13 protein-coding genes and 1 pseudogene are annotated in these 15312 nt (G+C 48.4%); 2 read left to right on the top strand and 12 right to left on the bottom strand.

Annotated elements, in window-relative coordinates; all coding sequences use genetic code 11:
* The 11 genes and pseudogenes from AB6805_RS28665 to AB6805_RS28615 form a co-directional block, all read right to left on the bottom strand.
* The gene (locus AB6805_RS28665; RefSeq protein WP_370912864.1) at positions 1–1725 is read right to left on the bottom strand and encodes a VWA domain-containing protein; all 1725 of its coding nucleotides are present in this window, start codon (positions 1723–1725) and stop codon (positions 1–3) included.
* Complete coding sequence (locus AB6805_RS28660) at positions 1718–2710, bottom strand: VWA domain-containing protein (protein ID WP_370912863.1); 993 nt, start codon at positions 2708–2710, stop codon at positions 1718–1720. The genes AB6805_RS28665 and AB6805_RS28660 overlap by 8 nt, the downstream gene beginning before the upstream one ends.
* Entirely contained in the window at positions 2688–3188 is a 501-nt protein-coding gene (locus AB6805_RS28655) for a DUF4381 domain-containing protein (protein WP_370912862.1), read from the bottom strand. The genes AB6805_RS28660 and AB6805_RS28655 overlap by 23 nt, the downstream gene beginning before the upstream one ends.
* Positions 3189–3194: 6 nt before the next feature.
* Complete coding sequence (locus AB6805_RS28650; RefSeq protein ID WP_370912861.1) at positions 3195–4145, bottom strand: DUF58 domain-containing protein; 951 nt, start codon at positions 4143–4145, stop codon at positions 3195–3197.
* Positions 4145–5104: an AAA family ATPase gene (locus AB6805_RS28645; RefSeq protein WP_370912860.1), complete on the bottom strand. Its 960-nt coding sequence runs from the start codon at positions 5102–5104 to the stop codon at positions 4145–4147. The genes AB6805_RS28650 and AB6805_RS28645 overlap by 1 nt, the downstream gene beginning before the upstream one ends.
* Before the next feature lie 73 nt (positions 5105–5177).
* The gene (locus AB6805_RS28640) at positions 5178–6728 is read right to left on the bottom strand and encodes an arylsulfatase (RefSeq protein ID WP_370912859.1); all 1551 of its coding nucleotides are present in this window, start codon (positions 6726–6728) and stop codon (positions 5178–5180) included.
* Between the two features lie 150 nt (positions 6729–6878).
* Positions 6879–7959, bottom strand: a pseudogene (locus tag AB6805_RS28635) (DUF1214 domain-containing protein).
* 306 nt (positions 7960–8265) lie between these two features.
* Positions 8266–8979 (bottom strand): outer membrane beta-barrel protein, encoded by a 714-nt coding sequence (locus AB6805_RS28630; protein WP_370912858.1) that lies wholly within the window; start codon positions 8977–8979, stop codon positions 8266–8268.
* Positions 8980–8996: 17 nt separating this feature from the next.
* Positions 8997–10199, bottom strand: a complete 1203-nt coding sequence (locus AB6805_RS28625; RefSeq protein WP_370912857.1) for a BamA/TamA family outer membrane protein — start codon at positions 10197–10199, stop codon at positions 8997–8999.
* Positions 10200–10227: 28 nt separating this feature from the next.
* Positions 10228–10761: a hypothetical protein gene (locus tag AB6805_RS28620; RefSeq protein WP_370912856.1), complete on the bottom strand. Its 534-nt coding sequence runs from the start codon at positions 10759–10761 to the stop codon at positions 10228–10230.
* 17 nt (positions 10762–10778) lie between these two features.
* Positions 10779–12890 carry a hypothetical protein gene (locus AB6805_RS28615; protein ID WP_370912855.1) on the bottom strand — a complete coding sequence of 704 codons (2112 nt, stop codon included), beginning with the start codon at positions 12888–12890 and terminating at the stop codon, positions 10779–10781.
* Positions 12891–13847: 957 nt separating this feature from the next.
* On the opposite strand from AB6805_RS28615, the gene AB6805_RS28610 reads away from it, so the two are divergent.
* Both AB6805_RS28610 and AB6805_RS28605 read left to right on the top strand, forming a co-directional pair.
* On the top strand, positions 13848–14474 hold the full coding sequence (locus tag AB6805_RS28610; protein ID WP_370912854.1) for a DUF4136 domain-containing protein: 627 nt from the start codon (positions 13848–13850) through the stop codon (positions 14472–14474).
* Positions 14475–14495: 21 nt separating this feature from the next.
* Complete coding sequence (locus AB6805_RS28605; RefSeq protein WP_370912853.1) at positions 14496–15110, top strand: outer membrane beta-barrel protein; 615 nt, start codon at positions 14496–14498, stop codon at positions 15108–15110.
* Here AB6805_RS28605 and AB6805_RS28600 read toward each other — a convergent pair.
* Positions 15093–15312, bottom strand: a 220-nt coding sequence (locus AB6805_RS28600) for a hypothetical protein (RefSeq protein WP_370912852.1), incomplete at its 5' end; no start/stop codon positions are given. The two genes, AB6805_RS28605 and AB6805_RS28600, sit on opposite strands and share 18 nt — an antisense overlap.

Here is a 15312-nt window from a genome sequence, read left to right as displayed (position 1 = left end):
TCACCATCGTTGTGTACCTGGTTTTACCTGTTGATAATCACGTTTCCGCTGCAGTTCAAATCTTTTATGCAGAAATTCCCCGGGGTCGGCCGGTGGCCGGCGGAGAATGATGTTTTTCATCGTGTTATTACCGCTGGTATCTTTGCCGGGTTCGCCGGACTGGCCTTCCTGTGCCTGGTGGATATTGGATTTTACTTCATCGGTCATGCGTTCGCCGGTTTTGGGCATGTCTTTCACTTTGGTGTCGGCGGAGAGGCTCGGGTCTTCTGCTGCGCGTTTGCGTTCTTTGAGGGGGCCATTCTTTTTATCTTCCTTTATTTTTTTATCCGGCTGATCCATGTTGATGATGGAATCCACCTGCATTTTTTGTTTGCTTACTTTGCTGATACTGTTGCCAGCTTTTGCTTTCAGGGACGAGTCGAGCGAAGCCGCGTCTGTAAAGGCATTCATCGCTTCGTCGTAGCGGCCCAGCCTGGCGAGTGCGAGGCCGTGGTTATAATGCCCTGCTGCGGAGCTGTCGAGTGCAAATAAAGCCGCTGCCGCTTCATAGTCGCCCGCCTTGTAAGCCGCTGCGGCTTTATGCGTAAGATCCGTGAACCGTTCCGCCGCCTGGGCGTAGTCCTGGTTTTTATACAATACCTGTCCCTGGTAATCTTTTGTGTACCACCAATCGGCTTCGCGGCTGTTCACGCTGCAGCTGGTGAACAGCAGGCCAAGGGGAAGCATGCACCATTGAATGGTCCAGCCTTTCCGGAACCAAAGCAGTGAGAGCAATCCTACCGGGATAATGACCAGGTACCCCATGTCATCCCAGGCTTTTTCATCCGTTTTAATATCTTTTTTAAAGATGAGGTGTTCGCGGATGCGTTTGGCGATACTGCCTACATCTGTGGTGTCTAGGGTTAGGCGGTTCACCCGGATACCCGGGTTGGCGGCGAGTGATTGCAATACACCTTCATCCTGCCGGGAGGTGGCCTGTGGGAAGCCCGGCACCTTTGCGCCTGCCGGCGACGACATCAGTAATATTTCGAGGTGATGAATGGAGCTGTTAATGTAATTGGTGAAGAGTGCGGCGTCGGCAGCGGTCACCTCATCGGTGAGGAGCAATATGTTGCTGGGCGCCAGCACGGGGTTCATGAGCGTATCGATGTACTTCATGAGCAGGGTTGTGTTGCTGCCCGGCACGGGCATCTCATTGGTGCGGAGTACGCCGGCCTGCAGTTTCACCAGGCTATAATCTGTTGTAAAAGGCATTACCAGGTGCGGCGTGCCTGCATACGCCAATATGCCGGCCTTTGCGCCTGGATGTGCGTCCAGGAAATCGCTGAGTTTGAGTTTTGCCCTTTCCAGCCGGCTGGGAGGAATATCTGTGGCGTCCATAGAAGCCGAAAGGTCCATTGCCACCAGTACCACTGCCTGTACTTTTTGCCCGGGGATTACCGTACGGTGCCAGGTGGGTCCTGCGATACCGATGATGGCCATACTTATTCCCAGTGAAAAAATAATAAGCGGTAACCACATAGCGCGGCTGCTACCCGGCGAAAAAAGATAGGGACGTAATACCGGTGAGATGAATTGTTTCCATTTCTGTGGTTCGCGGTTGCCGATAATGAGTATGATGACAATGAGCAACAAGGGTATGAACAGGTACAGTGCCGCCGGCCGCAGAAAATGGAACTCCTGCCAGTTGATGGGCCAGTGCGTATGTTCAAGCGCCTCATGCATAGGGCAGCCATTTACGGGTGAGGTGATAGCTGCCGGCAATAAACTGGAATATCAGCGCAAGTATAACGCCGGCTGCCAGTGGATAATAATACAGCAGGGTTACGGGCTCGTAGTTGTCTTCCTGGTATTCCACTGGTGTGAGCTGGTCCAGCGCTTTGTATACGCCACTGAGTCCTTTTTCATCCAGGGCGTTGAAGTACCTGCCGCCGGTAGTGCGGGCAATGGTTTTCAGGGTATGTTCATCGAGGTCGTAGCCTCCGCTGCCGGAGGCTTTGCCGATGCCGAGTGTATAGATGGCAATCGAATCTTTACCGGCCATGCTGGCTGCGTCCTGGGGCAGCAGGTCTGTGCCGGTGTCCACGCCATCGGTGATGAGCAGCATGACTTTTTGTTTGAGTGTATCCTGTTTTAATATCTTCACGCTGTAGGCGATGGCATCGCCTATATTGGTCATTTGCCCGGCCATGCCTACTTCTGTTTGATCGAGCAGCCAGTTGATCATGGGCAGGTCGGTAGTAAGCGGCGCCTGGATATATGCGTTGCTGCCAAATACCACCAATGCCATCTGGTCACTTTTTCTTTGTGCGATAAATTCTTTCATGAGTGATTTCACGGCTTCCCAGCGGGTCATGCGTTTACCATTTACCACCCAATCGGTTTGTGCCATGCTGAAAGAAATATCTGCGGCGATTAAAAAGCTGCGCACTGTTTTAGGGCGTTTGCCGGGTTTGCTTACATACCGCGGAGAAGAAGCTGCCGCCAGCAGGCAAATCCAGCAGCCTATCAACACCATGTACATCCAGATACTTTTGCGGGTGATCCAGGCGGCCTTCCGGGGCTTTTCACCGGACACTTCTGCTGCCCGCTGAAAGAACGGGGCTATCAGGGCCGTTCGCCGCCTGCGCAGCGGCGGCAGCAGTGCAAATACCAGCAGCGGCAGTGGTAACAGCAACCATACCCATTTATATGCGATTTCCAGGTGCATTTTTATGATAGCGTATCCAGTTATTGGTTTTTGAAATAAAGCGATCCGTTTCTGTTTTGTCCACCGTTTTGGAATGACTGTATAACGTTTCTGCCAGCAGTTGACCCTCTTCCGCAGAAAACTGATCCCGGCGACGGTTGCGCTGGTTCAGGAAAGTAACCCATTCATTTCCGCGCAGGCCGGCTACTTCTTCACGTCCGTATACTTTCATGGCAATGCGTTTCATCAGCATATCTGCCTCGTATATCTGCTGCATGTATTCCTGTTGGGCATGAAGGGTAATCATCCGTTCGCCCAGCCACAGCAGGGCATACCGGCGATACCTGTTGCGCCGCCGGTACCTGGCAAACAGGTATGCGCCCATTAAGAGCAGCAGGATGAACACTACTTCTGTCACATACCATCCCGGCGTATGAAAACTGAACGGCACCGGCGCCGGTTCTATCAGGTCTCCGAATTGTTGTAAAGGTTGTTGCATAACTTGTCAGTTATTGGTTTTTCCAAAAAAGTGCATGATCTGGCTGGTTACGGGCAATGCCGTATCCATAAATATTACTGGTATACGATAATTCCTGAACCGTTCTGTTAGCGTGGCTTTCATGGTTTCAAAGTTCTCCGTATACCTGTTACCGTTGTGTTTATATTCATTATTCCATAATAACTGTTTACTACCGTTGGCGAGTACCAGCCTGCCGGCGGGCAGTTGTGCATCCAGCGGATCGGTGAGGTGTACCAGCATTACATCATTGTGTGCGGCAATATGCCGGAGATGCCGGACCGTATCATCATCGATTTGAGAAAAGTCGCTGATCACGGTTACTACGTAATCGTGTGTGACCAGCGTGCCGGTCCTGTGCAGGATTTCATTGAGCGCGGGCGTATGCGGCCTTATGTTGGTGCGCAGCGGCAGTTGTGCGTTCATCTTCGCAATACAGGTCAGTAAATATTGCACATGCGATTTACTTCTGGCAGATGGAATATATTCGTTGTCATCTTCATTAAAAATGATGCCCCCTACCCTGTCGCCGCGCCGAACGGTATAGAATGCGCTGAGGGCGGCTACCTGTGCGGCTACCACGGACTTCATCCGTTCCTGTGATCCGAAGAACAGGGTGCTGGTCTGATCCACCACGATGAAGGTGGGTCTTTCTTTTTCTTCATTGAATACTTTGGAATGGGTAACGCCGGTGCGGGCGGTTACGCGCCAGTCGATGTTCCGGATATCATCACCGGGAACGTATATACGTACTTCTTCAAAATCCAGTCCCCTTCCCCTGAGCCGGGAGGCATGCCGTCCAGCCAGGATGCTATACACCGGGTGTTGTGGCAGCAATGGGATATCCTGCACATAATATTCAAAACGCATCATTTCATCGAGGGTAATGACTACTCCCGGAGGATATGCGGCGGCGATATGTTTTTTCTTTTTCTCCATTATGGAACGGCCACTATCTTTAACAGTTCATCAATTACTTTATCTGCATTCATGCGGGCTACATTGGCCTCATAGCTGAGAATGATGCGGTGGCGGAGTACATCGTGCACAATAAACCGGATGTCGTCGGGCGTAACATAATCGCGGGCGTTGAGCCAGGCGACCGCGCGGGCGCAGCGGTCGAGCCCAATACTGGCCCTGGGGCTGGCGCCATAGTTGAGCCATTTGGCTAAACCATCGCTGAGTTTTTCCGGGTAGCGGGTACCGTTTACCAGGTCGGAAATGTAGTTAGCCGCGGCGTCTGATACTTTTACTTCGTTGATTTCTTTACGGGCGTCGAAGATCACCTGTTGCGGGATGGCTGCTGTTGCCGCTTCCTTTCCTTTTGATTCTTCGCGTACCAGTTTTACGATACTGATTTCACTTTCCTGGTCGGGGTACGTGATGTTAATTTTGATCACAAACCGGTCCAGCTGGGCTTCCGGCAGCGGGTAGGTCCCTTCCTGTTCGATCGGGTTCTGGGTAGCGAGCACCATAAAAAGGGGCTCCATTTTATGGGTTTTGCCGGCCACGGATACCTGCCGTTCTTCCATTGCTTCCAGCAGTGCGGATTGTACTTTGGCGGGCGCCCGGTTTATTTCATCGGCCAGTACCAGGTTGCTGAAAATGGGTCCGGGCTGGAAAATAAATTTCTCGGTGGCTTCGGGCTGATAGATCTCGGTGCCGGTAACATCTGCCGGCAGCAGATCCGGCGTAAACTGGATACGGCTTAGTTTACTGTCGAGGTGTTTTGCCAGGCTTTTCACAGCGCGTGTTTTCGCCAGGCCGGGCAGTCCTTCCAGCAATACGTTGCCGTCGGTGAGTAAGCCGATGAGTATTTTATCTATGACGTCAGGCTGACCAATCACGTCGTCGCCTATACGCTTTCTGAGTTCCTTTACCTGTTCTAATGTAGTCATCTTTGAAAGTAATTAAGAGGTTGTTCCGGGGTAATGGAACAACCTCTTTTTTTGACATTAACGAACAACACACTTATTTTGTACCGGCCTTCAACGCATTGGTAAACTCCTCTACATTGAAAGAAGCTGGCCGTTGCCGGGGTGGAAATTGCTTGTAGGTAGCGAGGTAAGCGCCCACTTCTTCTGCTGATGGTAAAACCAGGAAGGCGTGGTCCATAAACCATTTTTCATAATAGTTCGATGCGTGATCATATGCATACTCAAATGGATCAGCTCTCAGGTCCTCCAATACAGGCGCGCGCAAATTATCCATTGGTTCACGCCATACCTTCATTCCTTTTGCTTCCTGCAGCATGTAGTTAAACTTCCAGCGATCTTTCCGGTAAGCCATCAGGTCGCCATCATCACTGAAATAAAAGAACTGGGTACGGGGGCCTTCTTTCACCTGGCCGGTGAGGTAGGGCACCATGTTATAGCCATCGAGGTGCACGCGGAAGTTTTTACTTCCTGCGGAGAAGCCATTCCGTACTTTAGCCGGCAGATCTGCTTCTCCACCGGCGGCGGCTACGAGTGTAGGCAACCAGTCTTCTGCAGAGAAGATATCATTAAACACGGTACCGGGTTTAATATGACCGGGCCAGCGAACCACGCATGGAACACGGAAAGCGCCTTCCCAGTTCATGTCTTTTTCACCTTTGAAAGGAGAAGCGCCGCCGTCGGGCCATTCTAATTTCATGGCGCCGTTATCAGTAGAGTAAATAACGATGGTATTTTCTGTAAGCCCATTATCGTCGAGAAACTTCAGCAGGTCTCCCACCATATCGTCGTGTTCCACCATACCGTCGGCCTGTAAACCCAAACCGGTTCGACCATCGGAAGATGGCTTCAGGTGGGTATTTACGTGCATACGTGTAGAGTTAAACCAAACAAAGAAGGGTTTTGAGGCGTCCTTTTGCCGCTTCATAAAATCAACGGCAGCGGCCAGGAATTCCTGGTCTACTGTTTCCATCCGCTTCTTGGTTAACGGACCGGTATCTTCTATTTTACCATCGGCAGTAGATTTAAGTACGCCGCGTGGACCGAATTTTTTCTTGAAGGCAGGATCTTTCGGATAATCCTTATTTTCCGGTTCTTCTTCTGCGTTCAGATGATACAGGTTGCCGAAGAATTCATCAAAGCCGTGTGCCGTAGGCAGGAATTTATCTTTGTCACCCAGGTGATTCTTCCCGAACTGGCCAGTTGCATATCCCAAAGGTTTCAGAAACTCAGCAATGGTAGGATCTTCTTTCTGCAATCCCACATCGGCGCCGGGTAAACCTACTTTAGTTAACCCGGTACGGAAAGGACATTGGCCGGTAATAAATGCGGCCCTTCCTGCGGTGCAGCTTTGCTGGCCATAATAATCCGTAAACATGGCTCCTTCGGTGGCAATACGGTCGATGTTAGGGGTTTTAAATCCCATCATACCACGGTTCCAGCAGCTGAGGTTCCAGAACCCGATATCATCGCCGAAGATGACGAGGATATTTGGTTTCTTCTGCGCAGATGCATCCTGGAACGAGAGCATCGCTGAAAACAGGCCTACACCAAAAAGTAGCCGGTTAAAGATTGGGAAGCGTTTCATATAAACCTTTGTTTAAGTACACAAAATCTCCGTCGCATGGGATAAAACAGGGTTACCCATAGCATGGAATAAAAAGATGAGATGATGCAATTTGGTTTATACTTAAGAAGGGAATCTTTGTGTTATAAACACCAGAACATTTCTTTTTGTTTATTTTCTTTGTATTGGCGCCGGAAACCATTTTCCATCGAGTACTTCCGGTTTGGATACATACATTCTGAACGTGAGCGCGAAACCTTTCCCTGCAGGTGTGGGCAGCCAGTTGACCCCATCGCTGCCGGGGGGTTGTTGATCCGAGCCAGATACTTTTTGATCCATCGGGATTGGGTTTGAGGCCGGAAACGTTGTTGATACTATAGCGCTTTAAGCTGTTATCCACTACATGATAATCCGGTACGCTGTATAATGTTACCGACCAAAACGCGTTCACAGCAGAATCGGGCCATTCCCCTTTCGGGAAGCGGATTTCATATATATTGCTGCCATTTAGCAATTGTTTGCCGCTGTCTGTAAGGCCTACAAAGTAAATGGCTTCACTGATCACATTCGCCCAGAGGCCTCCGTAATTAATAATATCACGGGCCATGATATCGTTGCCAAACTTACCGGCTACATAAGACACCGACCAGCCGCCTTTTTGCGTACCAAATCCTTTAGCGCCTTCCATGAAAGCCGGAATAGCCTGTTGTTGCACAATTTCTTCCACGTGTGCAACAGCGGAATCACCGGTATGCATATATGCTGCTACCTTTTTTGTGAGCGCCTGATACCTGGCAGCTTCCGGCATGGGGTCCGGATAAGAATTCAATATGGCATCCGGCTTATCAAAGATGGCTGCGCCTATCAGTTTAGCGTTGGTAAATTCCGGTACTTTTACCGGCGGATCAATTTTAATACCTTCCGGTACGTTAAGTGTGAATGCCTGTTGCAGCTTTACGGCTTCCTGGGGGGAGCCTTTGAGTTCCACCCTTGCCAGCATTTTTGCTTTGGCAGAAGGGAGTTCTATCTTTACCGCATCACCAATGTTTGGGGGATTGGTGCCTTTAATCACCAGTGCAAACTTTCCGAAAGGGTGATCCGGATAATTGCGTTCATTGACATTGGTGATTACTTCTCCCCAGCCATCGAGGAGTTGCGCGGTGTAGTACCGGTCTTTTACTTCCGGCACATTTAAAATTACAGCATGACTGCTATCCACTGTCAGCCAACATTCCAGGTAGGCAACATCCATGTTCGGGTTTACGAACTGTGCGGAGCCGAGCGGGTTATATTTGATCTTATTATAGCCCACTTTTTCTACATTGATGTCGTTGTTCTCCTGTCTTAGTACTATATAACGACCAAGCATATACGTATATGCGTCATTAATTTCTTTATCGGTGGGTACATGATCCTCTTTAGGTTTGCAACCCTGAAAGATCAATACCAGTAAGATCAGTCCTACGATTTTGTTTAGCATATGTGATGTTTTAGTTACCAGGATTTATGTCCGAAAGACCATGTAGCTGACACGGATGGACCGTTCTTCTCATAAGAATTATTTCTTGCCTGATTTGCTACCGCCACCGATGGGTATTCCAACCGCCAGCAGTACCTGCCTGTTATATGCGCTCATGTCAGTATCTTTATAAGCATTCACGAACCCGAGGTTGAATTGTGCATTCAGCCGCAGACCTTTGCCTTTCATTAGTACGTACTGCACATCGAAGGTGGCGCCTGCATCGGCGAGGTGCGTATGGTCTTTGCTGTTATACCGATACGAAAGATCGCCCTGGTCCATTGATTTCTGATAGATGTCCTTTGCGTTTGTCCTTGCGCCCAGGTGCGGTCCTATCGCTATTCCGAAGGAGGGACTGAACTTATAGCGGATCAGCGGCGCCACGGTGAGGTAGGTAATGTTGCGGTCTATTTCCGTTCCAATCAGCTGCGGATCATCGGGGGTGATAAATGTATTTTCATACCGGATGTCTTTTGCGCCTTTGGGTGATTTCATCACGATATCCATCACCACCTGCCATTTGTCGTTAAGATCATAACTGGTATAGGCGCCGATAGCGAACCCGGCGCGGGGGCGTTGCCCGGTGGCGTTTTCCAGCCAGCTGGAAGAGGCGCCCAGTATAATTCCCAGCTTCAGGCGGTCGTTTGTGATTTTTTTTCCAAACAGTAATGCGATCAGTGCCTGGCCTTTCAGGGTTTGGCATCCTGTTAATAGCAGGAATACTACGAGGCTGTATTTTTTCAGGTAAGACATATAAAAAATTTAAGCGGTCATTTCAACCATGCGCTGCCAAACTGTATATAGAAGCCCCATTGTTCCGGGCCCCTGGCGATATCTGCACCCATGTACACTCCGAATTTTCGCGCCAGCAGGTACCTGAAACCGGTACCATAGCTATAGTCCCAGGCGGCCGATCCGAAATCCGCATACTCGTCGAACGCTTTACCCACGCCGGTAAAGAATACGGCGCTCCATCGCCTCACAATATTCCAGCGTTGCTCTGTTTCTATGAGCATGTTTACGTTTCCCTGGTAGCGCCCTTTGGGAATGCCTCTTAAATCGATGGATGGTTTAAAATAGAAAGGGATGTCGCCGAACACCTGCTGCAGATCCGCCCGGAGTCCGCATACCCATTTCTTTTTATTGCCGATGGGAATGTAGTGGTAAGCGTATGCTTCTATGTTGGTATAATCGAAATCGCTTCCGAAAATATGGCTGGAGAAATTAGCGCCTACATGCATCTTGGTGCCTTTACCGGGTGTAAATTCATTGTCTCTTTTATCATATTCCACCAGTACTCCTGCAATGCTGCTGAGGTTATCCATTTCCTTTGGTTTGAATAATGAATCCGGCAGGATGGACTTTTCCAGTTTCGCGGTCGTTTTGATAAACATGTACCGTATGCCCGCATGCCAGTTGGAGAAGCCGAGTTGTTTCTGTACCTGCAAAAAAACAGGGATACTTTTCAGGTTGACGCCGAACTCTGTTTCTCCTTTTACGGGAAGTGTTTTGTAGAAGTCCATGTTCAAATTAATATAAGCGGCAAATGCTTTATAACGCATTCCCCAGGGAATGATGGTACCACTTCTGCCAGCGCCGGCGCCCCAGCTTTTATTGGCCGTATAAAAAGCGAATCCGCCTGTTATATCCGGGGGGATAGCGGCCATGTTCTTATGCTTTGTGTAACTGGCCGGCTGTTTCCTTTTTCTCAGGAGTACGGGGGCGATAGCGCCACCGATGCCGATGGCCGGTTCTGTGATCAGGATGGGGATGGGTATGAATCCATTTGCATCGATCATAAAATCGCTGAAATCAATGGCATGATCCAACGAATCGTGGAGGCTGATCTTCTTTTTGGGTGGTTTCATTTTTTTTGAAAGGGGATCCTGTGCCGTTACGGACAGGGAGATTCCTGCCACCAGCCAGAGGAAGATCAGCCATTTTATTTTTATGAAGGAAGATGTTGTACGCATGCCTTTCATTTTAACCGGACAATGCCCGTTACCTGCGGGTGATACTTTTCAGATGTTGCACCGTCCCTGCCTTGTCTGATTCCAACTCTTTGATAAAGGGCAGTTGCCGCTGCAGATATACCCGGGAGGATTGCTCTATATAGTTATCCAGTTGAAAGAATTTGGCGGCCCGGGTGGCGCCCAGCACTTTATTCATTTTGCGGAAGTAGCGCATCTGCAGCCGGCCAAACTCAAGATCGTTATTGATCATTTGTTTGGTAAGGCTATTTAATTTTGCATTGTCGAGCGACGTGAATTCTTCATTATACATTTTCAGCAGTGCAATCCTTTCCGACAGCCAGGGGCTTTTCTCTGTTTCATATTCCAGTAAGGCTTCTTCAAACGCCCTTTCTTCCAGCCGGGAGATGTTCAGGTTATCTGCCAGCAGGGAAAGCCTGTTTTTCCCGAAGATGGTTGTAACCAGGTCATCTTCCACTATGTTATTACTTACTACGGTAGCGGTCTGGGCAGTAACACTATACGTGATGCTCATCATCAGCAACCAGGAAATCAGTGTTCTCATATACTACGTTTTTAGAGTTAATGTCTTCTTTGAAATCGGCCGGAGCGGAAGTTGCCCTGGGGGCGTTGGAACGATTGCCGGAAGTTTTCGTTGTGCTGCCAGCCGCGTTGTCTTTGCTGGAACTGGTGTTCCATTTGCTGTCTGCCTGCGCCATCGGAAGCGGGTCGCCACTGATTGCCTTCCCTTTGCTGCCAGCTGCCGGCATTATTTCTTTGAAATACGTTCCCGTTCCGGTCGGCCTGGATGTGGGGGTGTTGTGTAGCGCCGGATAAGTTGCCGTTCCTCGCGCGGGATACCGCTCCCTGTGTGGCCCCTGATAAATTACCCTGGGTAGCGCGGGAAATGCGGCCTTGTGTAGCGCCGGAAAGGTTCCGGTCACGTGTTACCACATCGGTGCGGTGGTTATAAATATTGTTGGTATGATTGTAAAAGTTATTGACGTGGATGTTATTGATCACTACCGGTCCGCGGCCATATACATGCGGGTAAGGATAAAAGAACGGGGGCCGGTAAATGGGTGGTCCCCACCAGCCGCCGCCAAAATTGTAGCCGATACCAAAATGAAAGAAGCCTACGCTTACGCCGAAGCCGATGCTCCAGCCGGTCCAGGGATTATACGACATGCCGAATCCCCAGGTAACAGGGCGGGGATAATACATACTGCCATACCAGGGCGCGTAGGCATAGCCCGTGCCATATACCACTGTAGGACCCATCACATAGCAGCCGGTATAACCTGGGGTATAGCCCATGTAAATTACCTCCGGGGTTACGTCATATACATACACATACTTCACATTGTACACCGGGGAGCTGGCGGGTATTTTGTCCACGTCAGCGGGTCTGCTGGTAGCGGCGGTCCAGGGGCCGTTGGGGTTGTTGCCTGTAAACCATACGCCTTTGTCTACCACATAATAGGTATTGCCTTCCTTCAGAACGGTGGAAGCGGTATTAACTGCGTATTCCAGGCCCGTATTTGACACGGCGGAGAACTTCGGCGCCCCATCATAGGTAACGGTAGTTGTGGCCTTCTTCCGGTCTACTTTGGCCGTTTGCGGCACCTGTGCATCCATTACGGCTTCTTTGGCCGCCGGTGTTCCGGGCACGCTGGCGAGCACGATATCTTTTTGGGTGCCTTCCGGTATTTTGGCAAAGTCTTTTGGCAGGTTGTCCGGCGCCACATAATCCCAGGGGCCTTGCAGGCTGCGCGACAGGTACCAGCGGCCTGACAGGAGGATATAATATTCCTGGGTGGAAATCTGCATAAAGATGTTATCCGGAGAATTGCTCATGTAGAGCAGCGAGGTACCGGCAACGGGTGCGAAGTCGGGCGTACCGTTGCTTTGAAGCAGTTCTGCGGGTACTGTGCTGACTACAATCTGTGGTAGTGAGTCCAGCGGAATGGGGATTTCTTTATTATCGGCCGTTATTTTTTGCCCTGCTTTCTGTATGGCGGATGGCGGCTTCTTTGCAAAGGTCCAGGCGCTGGTGGGGTGCGATGCGCTGAACCATCTCCCGCCTATGAACAGGTAATACGGGCGACCACTTTTTTCCTGCACTATCAGGAAGGGGGAATTTATTACGCGTAACATTCCCAGTGTTTTATCGGGTTGGGTTTTCGGTTCTCCGTCGATGGTAACGAGTAAAGAATTTTGTTCCTTGAAGATGATCTTTGGCGGATCATTTTTCAGTGCGGCATCGGCAGCGGCGCCCGGATTATTTTCAGCGAGTTCACTTAGCAACTCATCCAGTGTTACGTGGAGATCATGCTTTGGTAATTCCTGTTCCAATAAACGTTTTAGTTGTAACACTTTTGTGGTATCTGCATTGCCTGGAAACTTCACGTTTTCCACTTTCAGTTCCTGCATGGTAACGATGCGCGTATCCCTGTTTGTTTCCACTTTTGCATCCAGCCATACGGCGCCAAATACCGGGTCTGCGCCGGTTTTCTGAAAGGACACAGCGGCGATGGCCGACAGGTTATTATTATTGAACGATTGCGGCTGTGGCTGATACACCACGATGATACCTTGCTGAGTAGTAATATGATACGGCCACTGTTGTGCAGTTGCAGAAAAGGCGAAGCCGCAAAAGCAGGCCATCAATAAAAATATACGGTGTAACATCATATGCTTTTGCTTTCGTTTTATGTTAAAAGAAAAAAGCTTTCATGTCCGGAAAATGAATGACTCATTTGTAGGAACATGCCGTAAGATGATGTATCGCTTATGCCCGGGAAAATCCGTGAAGAGAGAAAAATAATGCAGCGTGTGAACACGCCGCATGTGTACCTTTTAAATTCCACGTTACGAAAAAGAAGTATTTTACAATTTGCCCGTAATGCCCTACCATTCTATAATGCAAGGTGATTAACCACTTATAAAATGGCATCATTGCCGAAAACAAATGTTACTTAATAAGGAAGATGAATTGCTGCTATGCGGAATGCTCAGGAGAAAAATAAACGAGGTGATAGCTGCAAGATAATCGCTTCTTATATATCTGCCAAAAAATAAAAATATTAACCGTCCACTAAACAATTGTGTTACTGCTACTGTTTCTATGGGTATCCAAACACACCGGAATTATTTCTAAAAAATAAAAATCAATATGTTTGAACATTTCCACGAACCGCACTGTTACTATAGGAATACTGTCACCAAAAGTATCATTAAAGACATTGATTAAAAGACATTATCCAGATCACCAAATGCGCTTAACCATTTAAAAGAATAACAGAACGAGTTCAAAGCAATAAGTAGCATTATCCCTAAGCATAGTTATGTAGCATCATCAAACATCGCCTTAATCAGGGTGTAGCCGTAACGGCCATCTGTAGAACACGGGCTTTTATCCTAAGGATAGGATACGGTAACGTATCGACTATTCTTCCGGGTAAAAAAATGACTGATGCATTTTTAACAACTCAAAGCATAACTATGAATGCAAATACTTTTACTTCTTCCATCCATCAGGGACCATAATTACGGTGGCATACCTGTGCACACAACGATAGCAGGTATTTCTACAGGTAACGGATCGATATCCGAAGGGATAGTTATTGTTATGACTCAAAAATAACCGCAATGAAAAGATTTAATCATCTCCTGTTAACAGCGCTGGTAATACTTTCGGCTTGCCGCAAAGAGCCGGATCTATCAGATCTTTCGGGCAACTTTGTTGTGCAAACGGACAAAGACCCGGCTGCTCAGTTCAATACTTATAAAACGTTCTACATTTCAGATACCGTTGCTTATATCAGCTCCAATCCAAAAGACAGTATCCTTACGGACAATACTGCAAAGTCGCTGGTAGCACAGATCAGGAAGAATATGGAAGCAAGAGGTTATACCTATGTAGGCAGAAACCGGAACCCGGATCTGGGCATTAATACTGTAGCTGTGAAAGATGTAACCGTGGGTATTGTTTATCCTGGCTACTGGTGGGGTTATCCGGGATATTGGGATCCCTGGGACTGGGGTTGGTATTACCCTTATTATTATCCCTGGGCCACTACCTACTCTGTTACTACCGGCAGCGTGATTGCAGAGATCATTGATGTAAAAAATGCGCAGGCTAACCAGAAGCTGGATGTTGCGTGGACGATGAACCTGAACGGCGCCTTAGGCAGTTCCGCATCCACCAACCTGCAACGTGCGCTGGATGGTATTGACCAGGCATTTGCCCAGTCGCCTTACCTGAGTGCCCAATAGTTTACCATTAAAAAGAAAATTATGAAAAAGTATATTATACTGGGATTATTGTTTACGCTGGGTACCGGGAGCAGCTTTGCCCAGGGCAGGATCAATAACCTGTTTGGTTTATCCTGGGAAATAGCGATTCCCACCAACAACGAGTTCCTCGACAAAACCAGTTTTGCCGGCGGCAAAGCGGAGTACCGTTATTTCCTGAAGCAGGCGCCGGTATCATTTGGTGTTGCGGTGAGCTGGAATTCTTTCGAGCAATATATTCCTACACAAACGATCACTTACAAGGATGGCAATTCAGCTATTACAACAGATATGGACCGGGTGATTTATACCGTACCTGTTATGGCTACTGCGCATTACTACTTTAACTATGGTAAAAAAGCGATGCCTTATGTGGGGTTGGGGATAGGTACGCAGTATGCAGAGCAGAATATTTACTACAATATATTTGAGGATACGCAAAACAACTGGGGATTTGCCGTACGTCCTGAAATAGGTGTACTGATACGCCCTAACGGCGGTAACTGGGGCATTTTACTGGGCGCAGCCTATTCTTATGCGACCAATAAAAATGACTTGTTTCAAAACGATAATCTTAAGAGCTTCAACTTCAATATCGGATTATTCCTGAACAACTAAAAAGCTTATAATGATATTTAAGAATTGATGATTGCTAATTTGTTTATGCTTAGGAACGGCTGTGTCTTGTCTAAGACGCAGCCTTTTTATTATTACTGATCTTCTTCTTATATCAACATAAAAATAAGAGGCTGTATCATAAATAAATGATGCAGCCTCTTCTATTTTGCTGATATATTTATCAATTTGAGATAAAATCTTA

The sequence above is a fragment of the Chitinophaga sp. RCC_12 genome (assembly GCF_041360695.1).
Lineage (GTDB): Bacteria > Bacteroidota > Bacteroidia > Chitinophagales > Chitinophagaceae > Chitinophaga.
The sequence above is the reverse complement of the archived record's forward strand: the minus strand, read 5'-3'. Positions and strand labels throughout refer to the sequence as shown.

Excerpts from the sequence above, each read along its gene's own strand:
- AB6805_RS28665 (WP_370912864.1), bottom strand. The coding sequence starts at position 1,725 with ATGCATGAGGCGCTTGAACATACGCACTGGCCCATCAACTGGCAGGAG.
- AB6805_RS28660 (WP_370912863.1), bottom strand. The coding sequence starts at position 2,710 with ATGCACCTGGAAATCGCATATAAATGGGTATGGTTGCTGTTACCACTG.
- AB6805_RS28655 (WP_370912862.1), bottom strand. The coding sequence starts at position 3,188 with ATGCAACAACCTTTACAACAATTCGGAGACCTGATAGAACCGGCGCCG.
- AB6805_RS28650 (WP_370912861.1), bottom strand. The coding sequence starts at position 4,145 with ATGGAGAAAAAGAAAAAACATATCGCCGCCGCATATCCTCCGGGAGTA.
- AB6805_RS28645 (WP_370912860.1), bottom strand. The coding sequence starts at position 5,104 with ATGACTACATTAGAACAGGTAAAGGAACTCAGAAAGCGTATAGGCGAC.
- AB6805_RS28640 (WP_370912859.1), bottom strand. The coding sequence starts at position 6,728 with ATGAAACGCTTCCCAATCTTTAACCGGCTACTTTTTGGTGTAGGCCTG.
- AB6805_RS28630 (WP_370912858.1), bottom strand. The coding sequence starts at position 8,979 with ATGTCTTACCTGAAAAAATACAGCCTCGTAGTATTCCTGCTATTAACA.
- AB6805_RS28625 (WP_370912857.1), bottom strand. The coding sequence starts at position 10,199 with ATGCGTACAACATCTTCCTTCATAAAAATAAAATGGCTGATCTTCCTC.
- AB6805_RS28620 (WP_370912856.1), bottom strand. The coding sequence starts at position 10,761 with ATGAGAACACTGATTTCCTGGTTGCTGATGATGAGCATCACGTATAGT.
- AB6805_RS28615 (WP_370912855.1), bottom strand. The coding sequence starts at position 12,890 with ATGATGTTACACCGTATATTTTTATTGATGGCCTGCTTTTGCGGCTTC.
- AB6805_RS28610 (WP_370912854.1), top strand. The coding sequence starts at position 13,848 with ATGAAAAGATTTAATCATCTCCTGTTAACAGCGCTGGTAATACTTTCG.
- AB6805_RS28605 (WP_370912853.1), top strand. The coding sequence starts at position 14,496 with ATGAAAAAGTATATTATACTGGGATTATTGTTTACGCTGGGTACCGGG.